This window comes from Geodermatophilus sp. SYSU D00663 (assembly GCF_054050655.1).
Genome location: NZ_JBJGZT010000002.1, coordinates 104910 through 129954, shown reverse-complemented (window position 1 = coordinate 129954; position 25045 = coordinate 104910). Strand labels below are relative to the sequence as shown.

19 protein-coding genes are annotated in these 25045 nt (G+C 75.5%); 6 read left to right on the top strand and 13 right to left on the bottom strand.

Translation table 11 applies throughout. The features are described 5' to 3' along the window. Positions 1-5 precede the first annotated feature (5 nt). Positions 6-1535 (bottom strand): ABC transporter substrate-binding protein, encoded by a 1530-nt coding sequence (locus tag ACI79Z_RS02105; RefSeq protein ID WP_456901532.1) that lies wholly within the window; start codon positions 1533-1535, stop codon positions 6-8. A 117-nt stretch (positions 1536-1652) separates the two neighbouring features. Then, entirely contained in the window at positions 1653-3416 is a 1764-nt protein-coding gene (locus tag ACI79Z_RS02100; protein WP_456901531.1) for a glycoside hydrolase family 2 protein, read from the bottom strand. Positions 3417-3601: 185 nt separating this feature from the next. Between ACI79Z_RS02100 and nagA the strand changes: the two genes are divergently transcribed. Beyond that, complete coding sequence (gene nagA, locus ACI79Z_RS02095) at positions 3602-4735, top strand: N-acetylglucosamine-6-phosphate deacetylase (protein ID WP_456901530.1); 1134 nt, start codon at positions 3602-3604, stop codon at positions 4733-4735. Here the strand turns inward: nagA and ACI79Z_RS02090 are convergent. Genes ACI79Z_RS02090 through ACI79Z_RS02075 form a run of 4 tightly spaced genes read right to left on the bottom strand, consistent with a single transcriptional unit; the run spans position 4732 to position 8187 of the window. Further along, complete coding sequence (locus ACI79Z_RS02090; protein WP_456901529.1) at positions 4732-5553, bottom strand: ABC transporter ATP-binding protein; 822 nt, start codon at positions 5551-5553, stop codon at positions 4732-4734. The two genes, nagA and ACI79Z_RS02090, sit on opposite strands and share 4 nt — an antisense overlap. A 38-nt stretch (positions 5554-5591) precedes the next feature. Next, entirely contained in the window at positions 5592-6365 is a 774-nt protein-coding gene (locus ACI79Z_RS02085) for an ABC transporter permease (protein ID WP_387990458.1), read from the bottom strand. Then, positions 6362-7222: an ABC transporter permease gene (locus tag ACI79Z_RS02080; protein ID WP_456901528.1), complete on the bottom strand. Its 861-nt coding sequence runs from the start codon at positions 7220-7222 to the stop codon at positions 6362-6364. Before ACI79Z_RS02080 ends, ACI79Z_RS02085 begins: the two co-directional genes overlap by 4 nt. Then, on the bottom strand, positions 7219-8187 hold the full coding sequence (locus ACI79Z_RS02075; protein ID WP_387990463.1) for an ABC transporter substrate-binding protein: 969 nt from the start codon (positions 8185-8187) through the stop codon (positions 7219-7221). The genes ACI79Z_RS02080 and ACI79Z_RS02075 overlap by 4 nt, the downstream gene beginning before the upstream one ends. A 208-nt stretch (positions 8188-8395) precedes the next feature. On the opposite strand from ACI79Z_RS02075, the gene ACI79Z_RS02070 reads away from it, so the two are divergent. After that, the gene (locus ACI79Z_RS02070; protein WP_456901527.1) at positions 8396-9577 is read left to right on the top strand and encodes a hydroxymethylglutaryl-CoA reductase; all 1182 of its coding nucleotides are present in this window, start codon (positions 8396-8398) and stop codon (positions 9575-9577) included. Positions 9578-9583: 6 nt separating this feature from the next. Here the strand turns inward: ACI79Z_RS02070 and ACI79Z_RS02065 are convergent, their stop codons facing one another. The 4 genes from ACI79Z_RS02065 to ACI79Z_RS02050 are packed head-to-tail and all read right to left on the bottom strand — an operon-like array spanning position 9584 to position 14310. Then, positions 9584-10798 (bottom strand): acyl-CoA dehydrogenase family protein, encoded by a 1215-nt coding sequence (locus tag ACI79Z_RS02065; RefSeq protein ID WP_456901526.1) that lies wholly within the window; start codon positions 10796-10798, stop codon positions 9584-9586. 16 nt (positions 10799-10814) lie between these two features. After that, entirely contained in the window at positions 10815-11666 is an 852-nt protein-coding gene (locus ACI79Z_RS02060; protein WP_456901525.1) for a MaoC family dehydratase, read from the bottom strand. Further along, entirely contained in the window at positions 11666-13006 is a 1341-nt protein-coding gene (locus tag ACI79Z_RS02055; RefSeq protein WP_456901524.1) for a 3-oxoacyl-ACP reductase, read from the bottom strand. Before ACI79Z_RS02055 ends, ACI79Z_RS02060 begins: the two co-directional genes overlap by 1 nt. A 14-nt stretch (positions 13007-13020) precedes the next feature. Next, complete coding sequence (locus ACI79Z_RS02050; protein WP_456901523.1) at positions 13021-14310, bottom strand: acetyl-CoA C-acetyltransferase; 1290 nt, start codon at positions 14308-14310, stop codon at positions 13021-13023. Between the two features lie 90 nt (positions 14311-14400). On the opposite strand from ACI79Z_RS02050, the gene ACI79Z_RS02045 reads away from it, so the two are divergent. Next, complete coding sequence (locus ACI79Z_RS02045; protein ID WP_387990481.1) at positions 14401-15063, top strand: TetR family transcriptional regulator; 663 nt, start codon at positions 14401-14403, stop codon at positions 15061-15063. Beyond that, positions 15060-17120 (top strand): acyl-CoA dehydrogenase family protein, encoded by a 2061-nt coding sequence (locus ACI79Z_RS02040; protein WP_456901522.1) that lies wholly within the window; start codon positions 15060-15062, stop codon positions 17118-17120. The genes ACI79Z_RS02045 and ACI79Z_RS02040 overlap by 4 nt, the downstream gene beginning before the upstream one ends. Before the next feature lie 12 nt (positions 17121-17132). Here ACI79Z_RS02040 and ACI79Z_RS02035 read toward each other — a convergent pair whose 3' ends face one another. Beyond that, positions 17133-18038, bottom strand: a complete 906-nt coding sequence (locus ACI79Z_RS02035) for an ABC transporter substrate-binding protein (protein WP_456901521.1) — start codon at positions 18036-18038, stop codon at positions 17133-17135. After that, complete coding sequence (locus ACI79Z_RS02030; RefSeq protein ID WP_456901520.1) at positions 18035-20032, bottom strand: putative bifunctional diguanylate cyclase/phosphodiesterase; 1998 nt, start codon at positions 20030-20032, stop codon at positions 18035-18037. Before ACI79Z_RS02030 ends, ACI79Z_RS02035 begins: the two co-directional genes overlap by 4 nt. A gap of 103 nt (positions 20033-20135) precedes the next feature. Here ACI79Z_RS02030 and ACI79Z_RS02025 point away from each other — a divergent pair, with 103 nt between their 5' ends. Both ACI79Z_RS02025 and ACI79Z_RS02020 read left to right on the top strand, forming a co-directional pair. Further along, positions 20136-20867, top strand: coding sequence for a trimeric intracellular cation channel family protein (locus ACI79Z_RS02025; RefSeq protein ID WP_387990493.1), 732 nt, complete (start codon positions 20136-20138; stop codon positions 20865-20867). Positions 20868-20895: 28 nt separating this feature from the next. Continuing rightward, positions 20896-22119, top strand: a complete 1224-nt coding sequence (locus tag ACI79Z_RS02020) for a saccharopine dehydrogenase family protein (RefSeq protein WP_456901519.1) — start codon at positions 20896-20898, stop codon at positions 22117-22119. 73 nt (positions 22120-22192) lie between these two features. Here the strand turns inward: ACI79Z_RS02020 and ACI79Z_RS02015 are convergent, their stop codons facing one another. Then, positions 22193-24925, bottom strand: a complete 2733-nt coding sequence (locus ACI79Z_RS02015) for a SpoIIE family protein phosphatase (protein ID WP_456901518.1) — start codon at positions 24923-24925, stop codon at positions 22193-22195. Positions 24926-25045 lie beyond the last annotated feature (120 nt).

Sequence of the window (25045 nt, the reverse complement as noted above, 5' to 3'; positions counted from 1 at the left end):
GCCGCTCAGGGCAGCTCCACGTTCTCGAAGTCGATCGCCGAGTCGGCCCGGACCTGGTAGCCGGTCAGCCCGGGCACCCAGGCCTGCACCTCGTCGGGGTTGTAGAGGTACAGGTAGCTGACGTCGTCGACGATGATCCGCGCTGCCTCGTCGTAGAGGCCCTTGCGGGTGGCCTGGTCCGGCTCGGTGGCGGCGCGGGTGAGCAGGTCGTCGACCTGCGGGTTGCTGTAGCCCTGGTAGTTGCTGCCGCCGGTGGACAGGTGCTGGTTCTCGTAGAAGTCGGCCGGGTCGATGTTGCCGATCCACTCGAGCATGAAGGCGTCGAAGTCGCCCTGGTCCTGCCGGTCCAGCCAGGTGGCGAGGTCCTCCTCCTGGATCTCCACCTGGATGCCGATCGGCTCGAGCTCGCTGGCGATCACCTGGGCGGCGGCCACCGTCTCGGGGTACTCGTCGGTGACCATCAGCCCCATCGTCAGCGGCGTCTGCACGCCGGCCTGGGCCAGCAGCTGGCGGGCGGCGTCCTCGTCCGGGGTGAACGGCGCGTAGTCCAGGTACCAGGGGCTGCCCTCGGGGATGGCGGTCTGGTTGGGCTGCGCGGTGCCGAAGCGGGCGGCCTGGGTGATCTCGTCGCGGTCCAGCGCGGTGGCGATCGCCCGGCGCACGTCCCGGTTGTCGAACGGCGGGACGGCGTAGTTCATCGACAGGTAGAAGTACTCGACGCTGGTGACCGAGCCGAGCTCGACCGCCTCGTCGTCCTCGAGGTCCGCCACGTTCTGCGGCGGGACGTTGTCGGTCCACTGGACCTCGCCGTTGCGCAGCGCGGTCAGTGCGGAGCTGGGCTCGGCGATGTAGCGGAACTCGACGCCGTCGATGGCCGGCGCCCCGCCCCAGTGGTCGTCGAAGGTGGTGAGGGTGGTGGCGTTGGCGTCGGAGCTCTCCAGCCGGAACGGGCCGGTGCCGTTGGCCTCGCTCTGCAGGTCGAACTCCTCGGCGGCGTTCTCCGAGACGATCGCCATGCCCTTGAACGACCCGATGAGCTCGAGCAGGTTCGGCGTCGGCCGGGTCAGGGTGATGACGACGGTCCGCGGGTCGGGCGCCTGCACGTCGGCGACCGTGGCGAAGCGGTAGGCGTTGGACAGCTCCTCGTCGATGATCCGCCGGTAGCTGTAGACGACGTCGGCGGAGTCGAACTCGCTGCCGTCGTGGAAGGTGACGCCGTCCCGGAGGGTGAAGGTCCAGGTCAGCCCGTCGGGGCTGGTCGTCCACGACTCGGCCAGGCTCGGCTGCATCGTGAGGTCCTCGGCGCTGGGGACGACGAGGGTGTCGTAGACGTTCTCCAGCACCTGGAAGCTCGCGTAGGCGTTGGTGACGTGCGGGTCGAACTGGTCGGGCTCGGCGCTCACCGCGGCGACCAGGACGTCGTCGCCTCCCCCGCCGCCGCCTCCTCCTCCGGTGTCGACGCTCTCCCCGCCGCCGCAGGCGGAGAGGACGAGGGCCGCCGCGGCGGCGAGGGGCAGGAGCCGGTTCGTGCGCACGGGGACCTCCGCGGGGCTCGGTGTCGTCGCTCGGTGTCGTCTCCGCCCCGACCCTGGCCCTGTCCCGCCGTCCCCGCAGTTCGAGACGGTGATCGTTACGTTTCCTCGACCCGGCCGTCACCCGGCGCCGGTGGTGGCGCGGCGGATCGCCTCGACGTCGCACTTGGGCACCCGGTCCGCGGTCAGCAGCCCGTTGACCTCCTGGTAGGTGTCGGTGAGCTGCGTCCAGCAGGCGCCGGCCAGCGCGGTGCTCGCGTGCACGGCGGCCCACTGGTCACGGTAGCGGGCGAGCAGGTCCTCCGGGGAGCGGGCGTCGGCGTACCCCCACGGCTCGGTGCGGTCGGCGTCGGAGCGCCCGGCGTTCAGCGCGATCCCGCCGAACTCGGACAGGACGACGGCGCGCCCGGCGACGCCCGCGCGGTCGAGGTCGGTCAGCCGGCCGTCGGGACGCCGTCCGCCGGCCAGGCGCTCGAGGTCGGCGGCGGTGGCGTAGCGGGCGGCGAGCACCGCCGGGTCCTGCTCGTAGTCGTGGACGCCGAGGATCGCCCCGCCGAGGGCCTCCCAGCCGTCGTTCGCCGAGACCGGGCGGGTGCCGTCGAGCGCGTCGGCGGTGGCCGCCAGGGCGGTGACCAGACCGCGCTGGGCGCGGTCGGCGGCCGCCTCCTGCACGCCCCAGGACTCGTTGAGCGGCACCCACGCGACCACGCTCGGGTGCCCGCGGTGGGCGACCACCACGTCGGCCCACTCGCGCAGCAGCCGGGCGGCCGCCGTCGGGCCGGGGCGGTGGGCCGCGGGCATCTCCGCCCAGACGAGCAGGCCCATCCGGTCGGCGAGGGCGAGGTAGCGGGGGTCCTCGGTCTTCTGGTGCTTGCGGGCGCCGGTGAAGCCCAGCGCGCGGGTGAGCTCCAGGTCCCGGCGCAGCGCGGCGACGTCGGGCGGGGTGGCGCCGGTGTGCGGCCAGTAGCCCTGGTCCAGCACCAGGCGCAGCGGCACCGGCCGGCCGTTGACCAGCAGGCGCCCGTCGTCGACCTCGACCGAGCGCAGCGCGGTGTAGCTCGCGACCTCGTCGAGGACCTCGCCGTCGTCGCGGACCAGCGCGACCTCGGCGTCGACCAGCACCGGGGACGGGCCGGGCTCCCAGGTCAGGTGCCAGCGGTCGTCGGTGCCGCCGTCGCCGACCTGCAGCGTCCGCTCGACCACCGCGCCGTCGACCCGGACCGCGTCGTCGGCCAGCAGCCGCTCGCCGGCCCACAGGCGCAGGTGCAGCCGGGCGCGGGTGACGGGGACCGACAGCTCCACCCGGACGTCGACGCGCAGCGTGCGCGGGTCGCCGCGCCAGACGACGTCGGTGACGTGCTCCCGCGCCACGGACTCCAGCCACGGCGTGCGCCAGATGCCGGTCGTGCGCGGGTAGAAGATCTCGTGCGGCTGGTCGCGCCAGTCCTGCTTGCCGCGCGGCGCCTCGAGGTCGCGGGGGTCGTCGTCGGCCCGGACGAGGAGGTCGGCGCCGTCGCCCAGGGAGTCGGTGACGTCGACCCGGAAGGGCGTGTAGCCGCCCTCGTGCCGCGTGACGTGCACGCCGCCCACCCAGACGTCGCACACGCGGTCGACCGCGCCGAGGTTCAGCACCGTGCGGCGGTCGCCCTGCCGGGCGGGCAGCGGGCGGCGGTACCAGGCGCGGTGCAGCGGGCCGGCCCACCCGATGCCGCTGGCCGGGGTCTCCGGGGCGTAGGGGACGCGGATCGTGCGGTCGAACCGCACGGTGCCGGGCGTGGCGGCGCGGTCCGGGTCCGCCGCGAACTGCCAGTCCCCGTCGAGCGGGCGCCAGGGCCGGCGCAGCAGCGGGCGGGGGTGGGCGGTCGGGTCGTCGGCGACGGGCACGCCCCCACCTCACCGGACCCGGAGCCGCCCTGCACGGCACGCCGCCCGACGTCGACCTGCGGCCGTCCCGGGCCCCGCGAGACGACCGCGGGTCGGCAACGGACGCACACACGGGTCGTCGCCGTTCCCGCCCGTGTGGAGGAGGATCCCGACGTGTGCCGGCGGGTGGTCCCGGGCCTGCGCGGATGAGCACCCTGCTGGCCGGCGCGCGGCTGCTCGACGCCGGCGGCGTCACCGACGGCGGCTGGGTGCTGCTCGACGGCGACACGATCGCCGCCACCGGCACCGGCCCGCCGCCCGGGCACGCCGGCGAGACCGTCGACCTGGCCGGCGCGGAGCTCACCCCGGGCTTCGTCGACCTGCACGCGCACGGCGGCGGGGGCGCGGCCTTCGACGACGGCCCCGACGCGATCCGCACCGCGCTGGCCGTGCACCGCGCCGCGGGCACCACGCGCTCGGTGCTCAGCCTGGTCGCCGCGCCGCTGGAGGCGCTGGAGGCGTCGCTGGCGGGCATCGCGGAGGTGGCCGCCGCGGACCCGACCGTGCTCGGCGCCCACCTGGAGGGCCCCTTCCTGGCCCCGGCCCGCTGCGGCGCGCACGACCCCCGCCACCTGCGGGCACCCACCCCCGACGTCGTCGACCGGCTGCTCACCGCGGCCCGCGGCACGCTCCGCCAGGTCACCGTCGCGCCCGAGCTGCCCGGCGCGCTGCAGGCGGTCCGCGACCTCACCGCGGCGGGCGTCGTCGTCGCCGTCGGGCACACCGACGCCGACGCCGCGCTCACCGCGGCCGCGTTCGACGCCGGCGCCCGGCTGCTCACCCACGCGCTCAACGCCATGCCGGGCCTGCACCACCGCGCGCCCGGCCCCGTCGGCGCCGCGCTGGCCGACCCGCGGGTCACCCTGGAGCTCGTCCTCGACGGCGTGCACGTGCACCCGGTCGTCGCGCGGCTGCTGATGGACGGCGCGCCGGGGCGGGTCGCGCTGGTCACCGACGCGACGGCCGCCGCCGGCGCCGGGGACGGCGAGCACCGGCTGGGCGGGCAGGCGGTCACCGTGCGCGGCGGCCGGGCGGTGCTAGCCGGCACCGGCACGATCGCCGGGTCGACGCTCACCCAGGACGCCGCGCTGCGCACCGCCCTCGCCGCCGGCGTCGACCCGGTCGCCGCCGTCACCGCGCTCACCGCCGCCCCGGCGCGGGCGCTGGGCCTCGGCGACCGGCTGGGCCGGCTGGCGCCGGGCGCCGCCGCGGACGTCGTCGCCCTCGGCGCGGACCGGTCCGCCACGGCCGTCTGGGCGGCCGGCCGGCGGGTGCTCTAGGGGCGCGGGCCCCGACCCGCGGGGACCTCCTCGGGGACGGCCGGGTCGGTCCGGGGCCGGTGGATCTGCGAGTAGACCTGCGCCCGCAGCTCGGCGAACCGCGGCGACGACCGCGTGTGCAGCTGGTCCCGCTGGTCGGGCAGGTCGATGACGAGGTCCTGCCGGACGACGGTCGGCGACTGCGACAGGATCAGCACCCGCTGGCCGAGGTAGACGGCCTCGTCGATGTCGTGCGTGACGAACAGCGTGGTCACCCCGAACCGGTGCCAGAGGTCCCGGATGAGGTCCTCCAGGTCCGCCCGGGTCTGGGCGTCGACGGCCGCGAAGGGCTCGTCCATGAGCAGGACACGCGGCTCGTAGGCGATCGCCCGCGCGATCGCCACCCGCTGCTGCATGCCGCCCGACAGCTGCCACGGATAGGCGGCGTGGGCCTCCGCCAGGCCGACGGCGGCCAGCGACTCCTCCACCAGCTCCCGGCGGCGGGCGGCGGTGAGCCCCTTCTTCTGCTGGAGCGGGAGCTCGACGTTGTCCCGCACGGTCTTCCAGGGGAACAGCGACCGGCCGTACTCCTGGAAGACGACCGCCATGTCCGGCGGCGGGCCGTCGACCCGCCGCCCCTCGAGGAAGACCTCCCCGGAGGTCGGCTCGAGCAGGCCGGCGATGATCTTGAGCAGCGTCGTCTTGCCGCACCCCGAGGGCCCGACCAGGCACACGAGCTCACCGGTCGCGACGGTGAAGGTCAGGTCGCGCACCGCCTCGACGGTGCGGGTCCGACCGTCGTAGACCTTGCGGATACCCCGGACGTCGAGGTCGGTCATGAGGTGCCTTCCGAGCGGAGGGGACGGGTGGTGGGAGGTCAGGGAGCGCGGTGCGCGCGGCGCAGGCCGTGGTACCAGGCCAGCACCCGGTTCTCCACGACCCGGAACAGCAGCGCGAGCAGCAGCCCGAGCAGGCCCAGCACGAGCATCCCGGCCCACATCTCGGTGATGGCGAAGGTCCGCTGGGCCTGGACGATCGCGAACCCGAGCCCGTTGGACGCGGCGAACAGCTCGCTGATGACCATGAGGATGATCGCCACGGACAGGCCCTGGCGGAGCCCGGCGAACACCTGCGGGCTCGCTGCCGGCAGCACGACGTGCCGCAGCCGCGCCATCCCGTCGATCCGGTAGGCGCGCGCGGTGTCGGCCACCACGGGGTCGACCGCGCGGACGCCCTCGACGGTGTTGAGCAGGACCGGCCAGGTGCAGCCGAAGGCGATGACGGCCACCTTCATGCCGTCGCCGATGCCCAGGAACAGGATGAACACCGGCACCAGGACGGGCGGGGGGATGGCCCGGAAGAACTCCAGGACCGGCTCGAGCACCCCGCGGACCGTCCGCGACAGGCCGATGACCATCCCGAGGGCCACGGCGACGACCGCCGCCAGGGCGAAGCCGGCGGTCAGCCGCAGCAGGCTGGGCAGCACGTCGGCGGTCAGCCGCGAGCCCAGCCACTCGTCGCCGAGGGTCTCGACGATGCCCGACAGCGGCGGGAAGAAGTAGTCGGTGGAGTCCGCCGACAGGACCCACCAGACCGTGAACAGGACGGCCGGCAGGGCGAGGGTCGTGCCGATCCGGCGGAGGACGGTCACACCGGCACCTCGGCACGCTGCGACGGGTGCCAGGCGAGCGCCCGCCGCTCCACGGCCCGGAAGACCACGTTGACCAGCACCCCCAGGATCCCGGTGACGACCACGAGCGCGTAGGTCTGCGCGACCGCGCCGCTGCTCTGCGCGGTGTTGAGCAACTCGCCCAGCCCGGGCACGCCGATGACGAGCTCGGCGGTGACGGCGAGGATGAGGGCGACCGCGGCGCCCAACCGGAGGCCGGTCATCACGTACGGCAGCGTCGTCGGCCAGGTGACGTGCCGGGCCCGCGCCCAGGCGCCCAGGCCGTAGGCGCGCGCGGTGTCCCGGGCGATCGGGTCGACGTCGGCGACGCCGTAGAGGACCTGGACGAGGACCTGCCAGAAGGCGGCGTAGACGACGAGCAGCAGCTTGCTCTCGATGTCACTGCCGAACACGAGGATCGCCAGCGGGATCAGCGCGACCGACGGGATCGGCCGCAGGAACTCGATCGTCGAGTCGGTGAGCTCGCGCGCCGGCCGCGAGCTGCCGATCAGCAGGCCGACGACGACGCCGGCCACCGCCGCGACGGACAACCCGATCGCCCACCCGCGGAGGGTGTCCCCCACCGCGGTCCAGAACGCGCCGCGGCCGGTGAGCTCGGCCAGCGCCACGGCGATCTCGGAGGCGGGCGGGAAGTACCGGGACGGCACGAGCCCCGTCCGTGGCAGCAGCTCCACCAGGAGGACGAGGCCGGCCAGTCCGGCCAGTCCCAGCGCGGCCTGCGGCACCCGTCGCCGCCGGCCGCGCGGCGTGGGCGCCGCGCGGCCGGCCGCGGGGCCCGCCGGGACGTCCTCCCGGGCCGCCGCGGGTGCGCCGCTCACGGCAGGAGCGCGTCCAGGTCCGGAGCGTCGTCGAGGAGGCCGTCCTGGACGCCCAGTTCGGCGAGCCGCTCGACGGACGCGCGGTTGACCTCCGGCCCCCAGGCCGGCAGGACCATGGTGTCGATGACCGCCTGGTCGATCTCGGTGTACTCGGAGAGCACCGCCCGGGCCGCCTCGGGGTTGGCCGAGGCGTACTCCAGCGACCGCTCCATCGCGGCGGTGAAGCGCTCCACGACGTCGGCGTTCTCCGCGGCGAAGGGCCGGCTGGTGAAGTACCCCGCGACGGTCAGGTCGTCCGCGGCGTCGACGAAGTTGGACGCGACGACGACGGCGCCCGCCCGGGTGCCGATGGTCAGGAACGGCTCGGTCCCCCAGATGGCGTCGACGTCACCCTGCTCGAGGGCCGCCGGCATCTCGCTGAACGGCAGCTCGACGTAGTTGATCGTGGCGGGATCGCCGCCGGCCGCGCGGACGGACACGTTGATCGTCGTCGTCCCGATGTTGCCGAGCGTGTTGACCGCCACCGTCCGGCCGGCCAGGTCGGCGGCGTCGGTGATCCCGCTGTCGGGCCGGGTGAGGACGGCGCTGTAGTCGGCACCCTGCTCGCCGGTCGAGGCGGCGCCGGCGACCACGACCTCCAGCGGCAACCCCTGCGAGGCGGCCGTGAGCAGGGAGGTCATGTTGCTGAAGCCGAACTGGTACTCCTGGTTGAGGACCGCCGGGACGATCGCCGCACCGCCCTGCGCGGTCTCGAGGGTCAGGTCGATGCCCTCCTCCTCGAAGAAGCCCTGCTGCACACCCAGGTAGATCGGCGCGACGTCGACGATCGGCACGACACCGACCGTGACGGGGGTCGGCCCGCCGTCCGCGGCCCCGCCGCTCGCACTCGCCGACGGCTCGGCACCCCCGCACGCGGCGAGGAACAGCACGGGAACGGCCAGCAGAGCGGCCACGTGGCGACGCATCGGGTCTCCTTCACCTCAGGGGCCTCCCGGACAGCTCTCACCGGGCTGTTGCGCACCGAGGGGTCTCGGGGTGGAGGTCTGTGCCCGCAAGTTCGCAGGGTGGCGCGCGCCCCGTCAATCACTCTCGTCACGCTCTGTATCTATCGAGTGAAATAGGGTGAGCCGAGTCACACTCAGCGCCCTGTCAGCACTCACACCGAGGTGCCTCATGACCGACACCACCCACCGCACCCGCATCCCCCGTGACCGCGAGCACGACTACACCCGCGAGATGGCCGACAAGCGCCAGGCCTTCGTCGCCGAGCGCACCGGAGCCGGCCTCGACCACATCCGCCGGTACTCCTTCGACCCCGCCGTCCTGCCCGGCAACATCGAGAACTTCACCGGCGTCGCCCAGGTGCCCATCGGGCTGGCCGGCCCGCTGACCCTGCGCGGCGAGCACGCGCAGGGCGACTTCTTCGTCCCGCTGGCCACGACCGAGGGCACGCTGGTGGCCAGCTACAACCGCGGCATGCGGGTGCTCGGCGAGAGCGGCGGCATCCGCACCACCGTCGTCGACGACCACATGCAGCGGGCCCCGGCGTTCATCCTCGACGACGCCCTGCAGGCCCGGGAGTTCGGCCGCTGGGTCGACGAGCACCTCGACGAGATCCGCGCCGCCGCGGAGTCCACCACCCGCTCGGGCCGGCTGACCTACATCGGCCAGCACCAGATCGGGCCGCTGCGGTACCTGCGGGTCAACTACACGACCGGCGACGCCGCCGGGCAGAACATGACCGGCAAGGCGACGCTGGCCGCCTGCGAGTGGATCCGCGCGAACCACCCCGACCACCCGCGCTTCGTGCTCTCCGGCGCGATCGACACCGACAAGAAGCACTCGCAGATCAACATGCTGATGACGCGGGGCAAGCGCGTCGTCGCCGAGGCCACCATCCCGAAGGAGGTGCTGCGTCGGCTGACCGGCGTCGACACCCGGGAGCTGTTCGAGTACCGGCAGATCGGCATGGCCGGGTCGTTCATGTCCGGGGCGGCCTACAACGGCGCGCACGCGGCGAACGGGCTGACGGCGCTGTTCATCGCCACCGGCCAGGACGTGGCCAACGTCAGCGAGTCGCACTCCGGGGTCACCTACACCCAGCTGCTGGAGAACGGCGACTACTACTGGTCGACCACGTTGACGTCGCTGATCGTGGCCACCTACGGCGGCGGGACCGGGTTGCCCACCCAGCGCGAGTGCCTGGAGCTGCTCGGCTGCTACAGCGCCGGCAAGGTGCAGAAGTTCGCCGAGATCTGCGCCGGCGTGGTGCTGGCCGGCGACGTGTCACTGACCTCGGCGATCCTCGCCGGCGACTGGGTCACCAGCCACGACGCGCTGGGCCGCAACCGCTGACCCGGCTCAACGGATCTGGACGCCGGAGATCGCCCGTGCGATGACCAGCCGCTGGATCTCCGAGGTGCCCTCGAAGATCGTGTAGATCCTCGCGTCGCGGGCCATGCGCTCGACGGGGTAGTCGCGCGTGTAGCCGTTGCCGCCGAGGATCTGCATGGCCTGCTCGGTCACCCGCACCGCCGTCTCGCCCGCGACCAGCTTGCTCATCGAGCCCTCGGCGGAGGTGAACGGCTGGCCGGTGCGCGCCATCCACGCGGCCCGCCAGACCAGCAGACGGGCGGCGTCGATGGACGTCTTCATGTCGGCGAGCGCGAAGGCGATCGCCTGGTTCTCGACGATCGGCCGGCCGAACTGCACCCGCTGCCCGGCGTAGTCCAGCGCGTACTCGTAGGCCGCCCGCGCCACCCCGACCGCCTGGGCGCCGACGCCGGGCCGGGTGCGCTCGAAGGTGGCCATCGAGGGCTGGGTGCGGCCGCTGCGCACGCCCTCCCGCGCCCGCGCCAGCCGCTCCTCGAGCCGCTCGCGGCCGCCGAGCAGGCAGTCGCCGGGGACCCGGCACCCGTCGAGCACGACCTCGGCGGTGTGCGAGGCGCGGATGCCGTGCTTGAGGAACTTCTGCCCCTGGGTGAGCCCCTTCGTGCCCGGCGGGACAACGAAGCTGGCGTGGCCGCGGGCCCTGAGCTCCGGGTCGACGACGGCCGTGACGACGTGGACGTCGGCGATGCCGCCGTTGGTGGCCCAGGTCTTGGTGCCGGTGAGCACCCACTCGTCGGTCGCCTCGTCGTAGACCGCGCGGGTGCGCATCGCCCCGACGTCGGAGCCGGCGTCGGGCTCCGACGAGCAGAACGCGGCGACCTTCGGCTCCGCCTCGGTGCCGAACATGGCGGGGATCCACCGGCCCACCTGCTCGTCGGTGCCGTTGGCGCGCACGGACGCGGCCGCCAGCGTGGTGCCGACGATCGCCAGCCCGATCCCGGCGTCGCCCCAGAAGAGCTCCTCCATGGCGAGCGGGATGCCGAGGCCGGACTCGTCGAACCACTGGGTGGCGAAGAAGTCGAGCGAGTAGATCCCGGTCTTCGCCGCCTCCTGGAGGACCTCCCACGGGAAGGCCTCGCGCTCGTCGTACTCGGCGGCCGCGGGACGGATGACGTCCGCCGCGAACCCGTGCAGCCACCGCTGCAGCTCGACCTGGTCCTCGGTCAGCGCGAACGACACGGCCACGGTGCATCTCCTCCGGTCAGAGCGGGCGGACGGTGCCCACGAGGTGGTCGGACCCGTTCTGCGCGCCGCGCACCGCGAGGTCCCAGCCGCCGTCGGCCGGCGCGGCCGCCAGGGTGACCGTCGAGGGCAGCAGCAGCGGCTTGCGGAACCCGACGTCGACGGTGAGCGCCCCGGGCAGCCAGCCCGACAGCGCGGCCAGCGCCCGCGCCTCCACCCACATCCCGTGCGCGATCGCCCGCGGGAACCCGAAGGCGCGGGCGGTGAGGGCCGAGAGGTGGATCGGGTTCACGTCGCCGGAGACCCGGGCGTAGCGGCGGCCGGCGTCGCCGGGCACCCGCCAGCGGACGGTCCCCGCCGGCAGCTCCCCGACCGCGACGTCGACGTCGGAGGGAGGTGCCCCCTCCGGCGCCCGCGCCCCGCGGGCGAGGTAGGTGGAGCGGCCGCGCCACACCTCGCCGCCGCCGGCCGACACCGACGCGCACAGGTCGACGGTCGCGCCGCGCGGGTGGACGGCGAACCGCTCGGCCCACACCTCGAGGTCGAGGGCCTCCCCCTGCCCGACCGGGCGCAGCACGTCGATCCGGTTGCGGACGTGCACCAGGCCGGGCAGCGCCAGCGGGAAGGCGCGGTCGCTCATCAGCGCGACCTGCAGCGGGAAGGCCAGCACGTGCGGGAACGTCACCGGCAGCGCGTCGGCCAGCGGGAACCGGCACACCCGGGCGTAGGCGGCCACCCCGGCCGGGTCCACGGTCACGCCGCGGCGGGCCAGCCGGGTGTCCGGCAGGTCGCCGCCGCGGCCCCGCGCGGTGAGCGCGGCCCGCACGAACAGCGGCGCCATCGACGGCGCCGACCCGAGCACGGTGACCATCAGGCGCCCAGCACGGACTGGCCGCACACGCGCACGACCTGCCCGTTCACGCCGGCGGCCGTGGGCGAGGACAGCCAGGCGATGGTCTCGGCGACGTCGACGGGCAGGCCGCCCTGCTGCAGCGAGTTGATCCGGGCGCCGACCTCGCGGGTGCCGAAGGGCATCCTCGCTGTCATCTCGGTGACGATGAAGCCCGGCGCGACGGCGTTGATCGTGGCGCCGCGCGCGGCGAACTCCGGCGCCCACGCCCGCACCATCCCGATGACGCCGGCCTTGCTCGCCGCGTAGTTCGTCTGCCCGCGGTTGCCGGCGATGCCGGACTGCGAGCTGACCGCGACCACGCGGCCGCCCGGCCGGAGCAGACCGTCGGCGTCCAGCAGCGCGCGGGTGAGGTCCAGCTGCGCCTGCAGGTTGACCGCCATGACGGAGTCCCACCGGGCGGCGTCCATGTTGACCAGCAGCTTGTCACGGGTGATGCCGGCGTTGTGCACGACGACGTCGACCCCGCCGTGGCGCCCGCGCAGGTGGCTGACCAGCCGCCCGGCGGCGTCGGGGGCGGTGACGTCGAGCTGGAACGCCGTCCCGCGGACCTCGTTGGCCACCGCGGCCAGCGACTCACCGGCCGCCGGCACGTCGACGGCGACCACGTGCGCGCCGTCGCGGGCCACGACCCGGGCGATCGCCGCCCCGATGCCGCGCGCGGCCCCGGTGACCACGGCGACCTTGCCCTGCAGCGGGCGCACCGGGTCCTCGTCCGCGGGCACGTCGGCCGCCGACACGGTGAGCACCTGGCCGTCGACGTAGGCCGACCGGCCGGAGAGGAAGAACCGCACGGCGCTGCCGGCCGACGCCTCGGCGCCCTCCGGCACGACCACCAGGTTGGCCGTCGACCCGGCGCGCAGCTCCTTGGCCACCGACCGGACCAGCCCCTCCAGGGCCTGCCGGGCCGCGGCCTGCGCCGGGGAGTCCGCGGCCGCGGGCGGGTCGGCGAGCACGAGCACCCGGCCGGTGGGCCGCAGCCGCTCCACCGCCGGGGCGAGGAAGGCGTGCGCCCCGGCCAGCTGCCCGGGCCCGGTCAGGCCGGTGGCGTCGAGCAGGACGGCGGCGGGCCGCTCGCCGCCGTCGTCGCCGGCCGGGACGGTCACGCCGGCGTCGCGGAGGACGGCGGCGAGCGTCCCGCCCAGCCGGCCCTCCCCCGCCGTCCCGATGACGGCCGGGCCGGGCAGCAGCGGCTGCCCCGGCTCGTACCGGCGCAGCACGGCCGGCCGGGGCAGGCCGAGCTGCTTGACGAGGGAGGACCCGACGCCGGAGTTGGCGAAGGTCGTGTACCAGTCGCTCACGGGGTGCAGCTCCTTCAGGACTCGAGGATGGCGACGACGCCCTGGCCGCCGGCCGCGCAGACGGAGATCAGCCCGCGCTTCCCGGGGCCGGCCTCGTGCAGCTGCTTGGCCAGCGAGGCGACGATCCGGCCGCCGGTCGCCGCGAACGGGTGCCCGGCCGCGAGCGAGGAGCCGTTGACGTTGAGCTTCGACCGGTCGATCGACCCGAGCGGGGCGTCGAGGCCGAGGCGCTCCTTGCAGAACGCCGGGTCCTCCCACGCCTTGAGCGTGGCGAGCACGGTGGAGGCGAAGGCCTCGTGAATCTCGTAGAAGTCGAAGTCCTGCAGCGTCAGGCCGTTGCGGGCGAGCACCACCGGCATCGCGTAGGCCGGCGCCATGAGCAGACCCTCGCCGCCGTGGACGTGGTCGACGGCGGCGGTCTGCGCGTCGACGAGGTGGGCGAGCACCGGCAGGCCGTGCTCGGCGGCCCACTCGTCGGAGGACAGCAGGACGGCGGAGGCGCCGTCGGACAGCGGCGTCGAGTTGCCGGCGGTCATCGTGGCTGCGGGGTCGTCCTTGCCGAAGACCGGCTCGAGCTTCGCCAGCTTCTCCACGGTCGTGTCCGGGCGCAGGTTCTGGTCGCGGGTGAGGCCCAGGTAGGGCGTGACCAGGTCGTCGAGGAAGCCGCGCTCGTAGGCGGCGGCGAGGTTGCGGTGCGAGCGGACGGTGAGCTCGTCCTGCTCCTCCCGGCCGATCTCCCACTCCCGCGCGGTGATCGCCTGGTGCTCGCCCATCGCGAGGCCGGTGCGCGGCTCGGCGTTGCGCGGGATCTCGGGCACGAGCGAGCCGGGGCGGATGCGCGAGAGCGCCTTGAGCCGCTGGCCGATCGTCTTGGCGTTGTTGAGCTCGATGAGCACCCGGCGCAGGTCGTCGCCCACGGCCAGCGGGGCGTCCGACGTCGTGTCCACGCCACCGGCGATGCCGGACTCGATCTGGCCCAGCGCGATCTTGTTGGCGACCAGCACGGTGGCCTCGAGACCGGTGCTGCAGGCCTGCTGCACGTCGTAGGCCGGGGTCGCGGCCGACAGCGTCGAGCCGAGCACCGACTCGCGGGTGAGGTTGAAGTCGCGCGAGTGCTTGAGGACGGCGCCGGCGACGACCTCGCCCACCTGCTCGTCCTGCAGCCCGAAGCGGGCGACCAGGCCGTCCAGCGTCGCGGTGAGCATGTCCTGGTTGGACGCCTGCGCGTATCGGGAGTTCGAGCGGGCGAACGGGATGCGGTTGCCGCCGAGGACGGCGGCCCGGCGGGGCTGGGTCGGGCTCATCGGTGACCTCCAGGGGTCCCTGGTGCGCCATTCGCGCGCGAACGGCTGACGGAGTGGCCGGTACCGACGGTACACGGTACCGTGGGTTACATGAAAGCCGAGACGGCCTCCCGGCGGCGCGACCGCCGGGACTCGCGGTGGGACGAGCACCGCCGCGCGCGCCGCGAGCAGCTGGTGGACGCCACCGTCGCCGCGGTCGGCAAGCACGGCGCCGGCGTCGGCATGGACGAGATCGCCGCCGAGGCCGGCACCAGCAAGACCGTCGTCTACCGGCACTTCGCCGACCGCAGCGAGCTCTACGTCGCCGTCTGCAACCGGGTCGCGGCGCAGCTGACCGAGAAGCTGCGCGCGGCGATGACCAGCACCGACCACCCGCGCCGGATGGTGGCCGCCGCCGTCGAGACCTACCTGGCGTTCCTGGAGGCCGACCCGGAGCTCTACCGCTTCGTCGTCGCCCACCCGCTGCTGGACAGGCCGGTCGACGCCGACCCCGTCAGCACGCTGTCGGACCTGGTCGGCGACCAGGCCGCCGCGCTGGTGTCCGTCGCCCTCGAGCAGGCCGGCCGGGACCCCGCGGCCGCCGCGCCCTGGGGGCACGGCCTGGTCGGGCTGGTCCGCGCCGCCGCCGACTGGTGGCTGCGTGCCGACCGGCCGATGCCCCGGGCGGACCTGGCCGCCCACCTCACCGACCTCGCCTGGGCCGGGCTCTCGAGCCTCGCCCCCGCTGGACCGACCCCCGAGGAGACGAAGTGACCTCCACCCTCCCCCGCACCGTGGACCCGGCGCGCCTCCAGGAGGTGCTCGACGGACGGTGGGCGCACGTGCGCCGCGACGCCCGCGAGCAGCTCGGCGACCCGAAGTGGGCCCCGGTGTACGGCGAGTCGGTGCAGGAGGCCCGCGAGCGGATCACCCGGCTGGCCGGCGAGCTCGCCGCCACCGGCCGCGTCGGCCTGGGCTTCCCCAAGGAGTACGGGGGCGAGGCCGACGCCGGCGGCTCCGTGACCTCCATCGAGATGCTGGCCTTCGGCGACCTGTCGCTGATGGTCAAGGCCGGCGTCCAGTGGGGCCTGTTCGGCGGCGCCGTCCAGCTGCTCGGCACGCAGCGGCACCACGACGCCTACCTGCCCGACATCATGAGCTTCGCGCTGCCCGGCTGCTTCGCCATGACCGAGACCGGCCACGGCTCCGACGTCCAGCAGCTGCGCACCACCTGCACCTACGACGCCGGGACGCAGACCTTCGACCTGCACACCCCGCACCAGGCCGCGCGCAAGGACTACATCGGCAACGCGGCCGAGGACGGGCGGATGGCCGTCGTCTTCGCCCAGCTGGTGACGCAGGGCGAGCCGCGCGGCGTGCACGCCTGGCTGGTGCCGATCCGCGACGAGGACGGCAACCCGTTGCCCGGCGTCACCATCGGCGACGACGGCCCGAAGGCGGGCCTGCTCGGCGTCGACAACGGCCGGCTGTCCTTCGACCACGTCCGCGTGCCGCGGGAGATGCTGCTCGACCGCTACGGGCAGGTGGCCGAGGACGGCACCTACACCTCCAGCATCGAGAACGAGACCCGCCGCTTCTTCACCATGCTCGGCACGCTGGTCCGCGGCCGGGTGAGCGTGGGCGGCTCGGCCGGCTCGGCGACCAAGCTGGCCCTCGACATCGCCGTCCGCTACGGCGACGTCCGCCGCCAGTTCGCCGCCCCCGGCCGCGACCGGGAGATCGTGCTCAACGACTACCTGGTCCACCAGCGCAAGCTGCTGCCGGCCCTGGCCACCTCCTACGCGCTGGCGTTCGCCCAGGAGGAGCTGGTCAGCACGATGCACGACGTCCAGACGGCGGTGCACGAGCACGGCGAGGCCGTCGACGAGGCCGCCCAGCGGGAGCTCGAGTCGCGTGCGGCCGGGCTCAAGGCGGCCAACACCTGGCACGCCACCCGCACCATCCAGACGTGCCGCGAGGCGTGCGGCGGCGCCGGCTACCTGGCGGAGAACCGGCTGCCCCAGCTCAAGGCCGACACCGACGTGTTCACCACGTTCGAGGGCGACAACACCGTCCTGCTGCAGCTGGTCGCCAAGGGCCTGCTCACCGGCTACCGGGACGCCTTCGGCTCCCTCGACGGCTGGGGCCGGGTCGCGTTCGTCGCCGACATGGTCCGCGAGACCGTCCTCGAGCGGACGGCGGCCCGCGGCCTGATCGCCCGGCTCGTCGACGCCGTCCCCGGCCGGGACGAGGACGTGCCGCTGCGCGACCGCGGCTGGCAGCTGAAGGTGTTCGAGTTCCGCGAGAAGCACACCCTCGAGGGCGCCATCCGCCGGCTCCGCCGGAACGCCGCCAACGAGGGCATGGAGCCCTTCCAGGTGTTCAACAGCGTCCAGGACCACGTGCTGCGGACGGCGTCCACCCACATCGACCGGGTGGTGCTCGAGGCGTTCGTCGCCGGGATCGAGCGGACGACCGACCCGGACGCGAAGGCGCTGCTCGAGGCCCTGTGCGACCTCTACGCGCTGTCGACCATCGAGGCGGACAAGGGCTGGTTCCTCGAGCACGGCCAGCTCACCCCGGCCCGGTCGAAGGCGCTGACCGCCGCGGTGAACACCCTGCTGGCCGAGCTGCGGCCGCACATGGTCACCCTCGTCGACGGGTTCGCCATCCCGCGGGAGTGGAAGGCCGCCGCGATCCTCGAGGAGGAGGCGGACCGGCAGGAGGCCATGCACCTCGAGGACAGGGCCGCCGCAGACGCCCGGCTGCGGACCGCCGTCGTCGCCCCGGACGACAGCGCCACCTCGGTGGAGGTCGCGCCCGCTCAGTAGCGGGAGCCCGGGTCAGCTGCCGGCGGGCAGGGCGCCGTTGACCGTGATCGCGTCCACGGCGCCGTGCCCGACCTCCCAGCGGTCGAGCAGCTCCTGGTAGACGCCGTCGTCGACCAGCCGCTGCAGCGCCTCGGTGAGCACGTCGCGCAGCCCGGTCCGGTCCGGGGCGACGGCGATGCCGTACAGCCCGGGCTCGTACTGGGTGTCGGAGACCAGCTGGTAGCTGTTCTGCGTCCGCGGGTCGGTGGTCACGTGGACCGCCGGCGGGTAGTCGGCGACGACGGCGTCGGCGCGGCCGGTGCGCAGCTCGAGCAGGGCGTCGTCGTTGGTGGGCAGCTCGTGCAGGTCGATGCGCTGCGCGCACGAGGCCTGGGCCCGCTCCAGCAGCCCGACCTGCACGGTCCCGGCCTCGACGGCGACGCTGCGGCCGCACAGACCGGCCAGCTCGTGGATGCCGAGCGGGTTGCCGCGCGCGACGACGATCGAGGAGCCGGCGCGGAAGTAGTTGACGAAGTCGGCCTGCTGCTCGCGCTCGGCGGTGTCGGTGACCGCGCTCATGACCAGGTCGAACCGGTCGGCGGCGAGGTCGTCGAGGAGCGTGTCGAACGGCGCGGCCTCGAAGCGCACCTCCACGCCGAGCAGGTCGCCGAGCGCGGCGCCGAGGTCGGGCTCGAAGCCGACGATGGTGCGCCCGTCGGGGCCGAACGACGACGCCGGCGGGTAGGACGGGTCGTTGGCCACCGTCAGGACGCCGGCCGCGCGCACGTCGGCGGGCAGCGCGGCGTGCAGCTCCTCGTCGACGGCGACGGCGGCGGCCGGGCCGGCGGCGGTCTCCGGGGCGGCTGCCCCGCACCCGGCGGCGACCAGGGCGGCGGCGAGGACGGCGGTGCCGGCGACGGCACGGCGGGTGCGGGTCACGCGAGGACCTCCTGGGCGGGCGCGGACGCCGGGCGGGCCGCGCAGGTGAGTTCCGGCCACGGGCGGGGCCGGGAGAACAGCCAGCCCTGGGCGCGGTCGCAGCCGACCGCCCGCAGCCAGGCGGCGACCTCGGGCGTCTCGACGCCCTCGGCGCACACCGACAGCCCCAGGCCGTGGGCGAGCTCGACCAGCGACCGCACGACGGCGGCGTCCTCGGCCGAGAGGTCGACCCCGGTGACGAAGGCCCGGTCGACCTTGACCTCGGCCAGCGCCAGCGAGCGCAGGTGCGACAGGCTGGCGTAGCCGACGCCGAAGTCGTCCAGCGCCGCGCCGAACCCGTGCGCGGCGAGCTCGGCCAGGCAGGCCGAGGCGGCGGCGAGGTCGGCGGGCAGCGCGGTCTCGGTGACCTCGAGGACCAGCTTCGCCGGCGGCACCCCGGCCGCGGCGGCGAGCCGGGCGACGGTGGCGGCGAACCCGGGCGCCTCGAGGTTGCGCACCGAGACGTTGACCGAGACGGTCCAGTCCTCGCCGGCGGCCGTCCAGGCGGCGCAGTCGGCCAGCGCCTGCCGGAGCACCCACTCGGTGAGCGCGCCCATGACGCCGGACTGCTCCAGCGCCGGCAGGAACTCGCCGGGGCCGATCAGCCCGCGCTGCGGGTGCTGCCAGCGCAGCAGCGCCTCCACGCCGACGGTGGCGCCGGAGGCCAGGTCCACCTGCGGCTGGTAGTGCAGGCGCAGGTCGCCGTCCTCCAGCGCGCGCCGCACGTCGTGCTGCAGCGCCGGCGAGTGCGGCGAGGGCGCGGTGGCGCGGGGGTCGAAGACGACGACGCCGGTCGCGCCGCGCTTCCCCTGGTACATGGCGGCGTCGGCGCAGGTCATGAGCGTCTCGACGTCGGTGGCGTCGGCCGGGTGCATGGCGATGCCGCAGCTGGCCTCCACCGCCAGCGGCACGCCCTCGACCACGGTCTCCACCGACAGCGCGTCGCTGACCCGCTGCACCAGCTCGCGGGCGGCGCCGGCGTCGTCCATGCCGGGCAGCAGCAGGCCGAACTCGTCGCCGCCGAGGCGGGCCACGGTGTCCTCCGCCCGCACAGTGGCCGACAGCCGCCGGCCCACCTCGCGCAGCAGCTGGTCGCCGGCGTGGTGGCCGAGGGTGTCGTTGACCTCCTTGAACCGGTCGAGGTCGACGAGGACGACGGCGGCCGGGGCGCCCCGGCCCACCTCGGCGGCCACCCGCCGGGCGAACAGCTCGCGGTTGGCCAGGCCGGTCAGCGGGTCGTGCAGCGCGTCGTGGGCGGCCTGCGCGGCCTGGCGGCGCAGCCGGCGGGTGGTCGACCAGGAGATCCCGGCGAGCACGAGGTGGAGGGCGCCGAGGCCGGCGCCCAGCCGCCAGTGGGTGCGGGTGGTGGCCGCCTCGACCCGGGCGGCGACGGTGTCGTAGGGCAGCAGCAGCTCGAGCACGCCGACCGAGCGGCCGGAGGTGTCGGCGACGATGGGCTGCAGGACGCGGATCATCCGGCCCACGGCGAGGCCGTCGTCGTCGAGGAGGGCGACGTCGGTCCCGCCGGCGGCGGCCGTGGCGAACGCGGCGCCGGCGGCGGGGACGACGTCCTCGCCGGCGGGGTAGTCGGGCAGCGCGGTCTCGGGACCGGTGGCGCCGTCGTCGGCGAAGACGACCGCGCCGGCGAAGTCGCGCAGCCGCAGCCGCAGGATCGAGCCTCGGAAGACGGCGAGGTCGGTGGCCGCCTGCAGCCGCTCGCGCTCGGCCCCGGTCAGCCCGGTGCCGAGGTCCTGCCCGCGCAGCGCCGGGGCGATGGTCATCTCCTCGACCACCGCGGCCTGCGCGTGGCCGTACTTCAGCGCGCGGTCGACGGCGTCCTGCCGGATGCCCGCCGCGAGGACCGCACCCAGCACGACCACCGGCACCAGGCTGGCCGCGGCGTAGGCGGCGAACAGCCGGGTGCCGGCCGCCGTCGCGCTCCGGGACCTGCTCATGGCTGCCTCATCGGACGGACCGGGCCGCCGGTCGAGCGCCGTCTCACCCGTCCGGGGGGCCAGGTCCCGGGCGGCGCGGGGGCGGGCGGGAGGATGGACCCTCGTGAGCACCCTCGCGGCGGCCACGGAGACGCTGCGCGTCCCGGCCGCGGTCGACCTCGCCGCGATCGTCGTCGGCGCGCTGACCGGCGGGCTGCTGGCCGCCCGGGAGGGCTTCGCCGTCTCCGGTGTCCTGCTGCTGGCGGTCAGCGGCGGCCTCGGCGGCGGGTTGATCCGCGACGTGCTGCTCGCCGAGGGGCCGCCGGTGGCGCTGACCAACCGCGCCTACCTGCCCGCCGTGGCCATCACCGCGGCGGTCACCTTCTTCTTCTCCGGCTGGCTGTCCCGGCTCACCGCGCTGCTGGTGGTGCTCGACGCGCTCACCCTCGGCCTGTTCACCGTCATCGGCGCGCAGAAGGCCCAGCTCGCCGGCCTGCCCAGCGCCTCGGTGGTGTTCATCGGGACGCTGACGGCGGTCGGCGGGGCGGTGATCCGCGACGTGCTGCTCGCCCAGCGCGCCGACATCGTGCAGCCCGGGCCCTACAACGCCGTCGCCGCGCTGCTCGGCGCCACGCTGCTCACGCTGCTGGCCGGGCCGCTCGGCGTGGACCCCATCCCGGTGGCGCTGCTGGTGATCGCCTTCGTGGCGGCGCTGCGGGTGCTGTCGGTGTGGCGCGGGTGGGAGGCGCCGGTCGCCGTGGACCTCCCCGGCCGCGCCCGCAGCCGGCTGGCGGCCCGCGACCGGTCCCGGCGGCCGGACGGGCGCCGCCGGGTCCTCCGCCGCCGGATGCGGTGAGCCGGAGCCGCCCGGCAGGATGAGCCGCATGCCCGAGCGGGAGCACGACGTCGTCCTCTTCGGCGCCACCGGCTTCGTGGGCCGCCTGGTCGCCGCCTACCTGGCCCAGGCCGCGCCGCCCGGCCTGCGCGTCGCCCTGGCCGGCCGGTCGAAGGAGAGGCTGACCGCCGCCGCGGCCGACCTGCCGGAGACGGCCCGCCACTGGCCGCTGCTCGAGGCCGACAGCAGCGACCCGGCGTCCCTGGCCCGGATGGCGGAGACCACCCGGGTGCTGGCCACCACGGTCGGTCCCTACCACCGCTACGGCCTGCCGGTGGTGGAGGCCTGCGCGCGGGCGGGCACGCACTACGCCGACCTCACCGGCGAGGTGCTGTTCGTCCGCGAGGCCATCGACCGCTGCGACGCCGTCGCCCGGGAGACCGGCGCCCGCCTCGTGCACGCCGCCGGCTACGACTCGATCCCGTCGGACCTGTCGGTGTTCCTGCTGGCCGAGCGGGCCCGGGCCGACGGCGCGGGCGGGCTCACCGACGTCCGCCTCGTCGCCACCGTCCGCGGCGGGTTCAGCGGCGGCACGGTCGACTCGATGCGCGCGCAGGTCGAGGCGATGGCCACCGACCGGGCGGTGCGGAGGGTGATCGCCGACCCGTACGCCCTCTCCCCCGACCGCGCCGCCGAGCCGGACACGAAGCAGCCGCCGGACGCCATGCCGCCCGCGCTCGCCGCCGGGGGCCGGTGGACCGCCCCGTTCGTGATGGCGCCGTTCAACACCCGGATCGTGCGCCGCAGCAACGCGCTGCAGGACTGGGCCTACGGCCGGGGCCTGCGCTACGGCGAGTCGATGAGCACCGGCCGCGGGATCCCCGGCGCGTTCGCCGCCGCCGGCGTCACCACCGGTCTCGCCGCGGCGCTCGGCGCGATCGCCTTCCCGCCCACCCGGGCCCTGCTCGACCGGGTGCTCCCGGCACCCGGGAGCGGGCCGAGCGAGTCGGTGCGGGAGAGGGGCTTCTTCCGGATGGTCGTCGACGCCGACACCGAGGGCGGCCGCCGCTACCGGGCCACCGTGGCCGGGCAGGGCGACCCCGGCTACAAGGCGACGTCGGTGATGCTCGGCGAGGCGGCGCTGGGGCTGGCCCTCGACGAGGACCGGCTGCCGGACCGGGCCGGGTCGCTGACCCCCGCGACGGCGCTGGACGGTGTGCTGGTCGACCGGCTGCGCGCCGCCGGGCACACCTACGAGGTCACGGCCCTCTAGGGAGGGCCTCCTTCCGGCACATCCCAGCCCGTGGGCGGCACGTGGCCGCGGTGCGGTCCGGAGGACCGCGGTGTCATCCCTCGACGCGGACGGCGAGCAGCGCGACGTCGTCCTCGGCGCCGGGCAGGACCATGCGCCCGAGCAGCCGGTCGCACAGCTCCTCGAGCGGGAGGTGGCCGAACTCGCCCAGCGCGGCGGTGAGGGCGGCGGTCCCGGCGTCGAGGTCGCGGTCCCGCCGCTCGACCAGGCCGTCGGTGTAGAGCAGCACCGTGCTGCCCACGGGCAGCTCGCAGTCGTGGTCGGTGCGGGGGCGGCGCGGGTCGACGCCCAGCAGCAGGTCGGCCGTCCCCTCGTCCAGCACGCGCACGCCGCCGCCGGGCAGGACGACGACCGGCGGTGGGTGCCCGGCGCTGGACCAGCGCAGCCGGACGCCCCCGCCGTCGGTGCGCTCCAGCCGGGCGAGGACCGCGGTGGCCATCGCCCCGAGGGCCAGCCCGGCCGCGGCGCGGTCGAGCCCGGCGAGCACCTCGGCCGGTGAGCCCCCGCCTGCGTAGCCGATGCCGCGCAGCAGCCCGCGCAGCTGGCCCATCGCCGCGGCGGCGTGCCGGTCGTGCCCGACGACGTCGCCGATCGCGAGGACCACCGCGCCGCCGGCCTCGACGAACGCGTCGTACCAGTCGCCGCCGATCTCGGCGCCCTCCGACGCCGGCACGTACCGGACGACGATCTCGCAGCCCTCGGGCCGGGGCGGCGCGGTGAGCATGCTGTGCTGCAGGGCGTCGGCGAGGTCGCGCTGCTGCTCGTAGAGGCGGGCCGCCTGCAGGGCCAGCCCCGCCCGGCGGCCGACCTCGATCGCGGTGTCGACCTCGCCCGGCGTGTGCGGCCCGCGCGCGGCGTCGTTGGCGGTGCCCAGGGCGCCGATGACCCGCCCCCGCGCCACCAGCGGCACGACGAGCGCCGAGCGGGGCGCCAGCCGCAGCAGCGTCTCCTGGTCCGCCGGGTCGGGCAGCGAACGGGCGATCCGGGCGGCGTCCAGCTCCGGGACGACGAGCGGGCGGCCGGTGCGGGTGACCACCCGTGCGGCGTGCTCGTCGCTCATCCCGGTCGCCATCGTGTGCACGTAGGCGGCGACGTCGTCCCGGCGGGCCGGGTCGCGGTGCGCCCAGGCCACCTCGTGCAGCCGGCCCTGCTCCTCGGTGACGACGATCCAGCACCAGTCCCCCAGCGCCGGCACCACCAGGTCGGCGAGCTGCCCGAGCTGCTCGCCGATGTCGAGGCTGCCCGAGAGCACGCGGCCGGCGTCGGCCAGCAGCTGCAGCCGCTGGTTGGCCCGGGACATGGCCCGCACGGCCTCGGCGCGCTCGGCCTGGGACCGCAGCCGGGAGACGCTCAGCGCGATCTGCGCGGTCAGCGCGTCGAGCAGCTCGACGTCGTCGTCGACGAAGACGTGCTCGGTGTCCCAGAGGACGACGAAGCTGCCCAGCAGCCGGCCCTCGACCCGCAGCGGCAGCGCGGCGAGCGCGCGCAGGCCGAGCGCGGCGCCGACCTCGGCCATCTGCGGGAACCGGGCCACCGCCTCGTCGAGGTCGGCGAAGACCAGCCGCTCGCCGTGCCGGGCGGCGTACTGGGTGGGCAGCGTGTCGTCGAGCTCGACCACCATGGCCCCGGGCGACAGCTCCACGTCGGCCTCCGCGGCGGCGCTCGCCACGGTGTCGGCCAGGCCGCGGGCGAGGTGCAGCCGCAGCGCGCCGTCGCCGTCGAACGCGGCCAGCGCGCTGGAGGACGCCCCGAGCACCCGGGCACCCCGCAGCGCGATCTCGGCCAGCTGCGACAGCGCGGTCGCGTTCGCCAGCTCCGCGGCGACCTCGGCGACGGCGGCGGCCCGCTGCACCGCCGCCATCCGGCGGGTGGCCTGCTCGCGGGCCTCGGTGGCGTCGAGGACGGTGCCGAGGACCCGCACCCGCTCGCCGCGCAAGTCGCGCACCACGCGGCCGCGGGACACCGTCCAGCGCACGCTGCCGTCGGCGTGCAGGGCGCGGGCCTCGACGGCGTACTCGCCGGCGCCGGACAGCGCGGAGGCCATCGCCGCCCGCACCGCGGCGTGGTCGTCGGGGTGGATCCGCTCGGCGAGCATCCGGTCGACGTCGGCGATGTCCAGGGGCCCGTCGAGGCCGTGCACCGCCGCGCACCGCTCGTCCCAGTGCAGCGCCCCGCTGCGCAGGTCGTACTCCCAGATGCCGATCTCGCTGGCCTCGAGGGCGACCTCCAGCCGGGTGCGGGACACGCCGATGGCGGAGCGGGCGGCCGAGAGCTCCAGCTCGGCCACCACCGAGGCGGCCAGGTGCTCCAGCAGCGCGACGTCGTCGGGCTGCCAGGTGCGCGGCTCGGGGTCGTAGACGGCGAGCGCGCCGACGACGAAGCCGGACGCGGACAGCAGCGGCGTGCCCAGGTAGGCCACGACCTCGCCGGAGGTGACGGCGGGCAGCGCGGCCAGCACGCGGTCGGCCCGCGCGTCGGGCACCGCGAGGGCCCGCCCCTCGCGCACGACGCGCTCGGAGAAGGCCCCGGTGAGCAGGGCCCGCCCGCCGACCACGCCGGGCGGCAGGCCGTGCCCGCCGACGACGGTGTCCCGCTCGATGAACAGGGTGACCTTCGCGTGGTCGACGTCGAGCAGCCGCGCGGCCAGCCCGGACAGCCGGTCGTAGGCGGCGGGGTCCGGCACCTCGAGGAACAGGCGGCGGGCGGCGGCGACGCGGTGCGGGTCCTGCAGGACGTCGTCGGGCGCGGACGGCAGGGGGACGGTCACGGCCCTCCTGTCCTCACGCGACCGGGCGGTCGCAGCCGTCCATGGTGCCACGGGCGGCGGCCGGGCGGACCACGCCGTCCGCAGTGGCGCCAGGGTCCCCCGCCCGGGTGAGGGACGCCG

What these genes read in the sequence shown, in the direction of transcription:
- ACI79Z_RS02060 (WP_456901525.1), bottom strand. Translation starts at nt 11,666, where the DNA reads ATGGTCACCGTGCTCGGGTCGGCGCCGTCGATGGCGCCGCTGTTCGTG.
- ACI79Z_RS02020 (WP_456901519.1), top strand. Translation starts at nt 20,896, where the DNA reads ATGCCCGAGCGGGAGCACGACGTCGTCCTCTTCGGCGCCACCGGCTTC.
- ACI79Z_RS02030 (WP_456901520.1), bottom strand. Translation starts at nt 20,032, where the DNA reads ATGAGCAGGTCCCGGAGCGCGACGGCGGCCGGCACCCGGCTGTTCGCC.
- ACI79Z_RS02075 (WP_387990463.1), bottom strand. Translation starts at nt 8,187, where the DNA reads ATGCGTCGCCACGTGGCCGCTCTGCTGGCCGTTCCCGTGCTGTTCCTC.
- ACI79Z_RS02070 (WP_456901527.1), top strand. Translation starts at nt 8,396, where the DNA reads ATGACCGACACCACCCACCGCACCCGCATCCCCCGTGACCGCGAGCAC.
- ACI79Z_RS02090 (WP_456901529.1), bottom strand. Translation starts at nt 5,553, where the DNA reads ATGACCGACCTCGACGTCCGGGGTATCCGCAAGGTCTACGACGGTCGG.
- ACI79Z_RS02045 (WP_387990481.1), top strand. Translation starts at nt 14,401, where the DNA reads ATGAAAGCCGAGACGGCCTCCCGGCGGCGCGACCGCCGGGACTCGCGG.
- ACI79Z_RS02050 (WP_456901523.1), bottom strand. Translation starts at nt 14,310, where the DNA reads ATGAGCCCGACCCAGCCCCGCCGGGCCGCCGTCCTCGGCGGCAACCGC.
- nagA (WP_456901530.1), top strand. Translation starts at nt 3,602, where the DNA reads ATGAGCACCCTGCTGGCCGGCGCGCGGCTGCTCGACGCCGGCGGCGTC.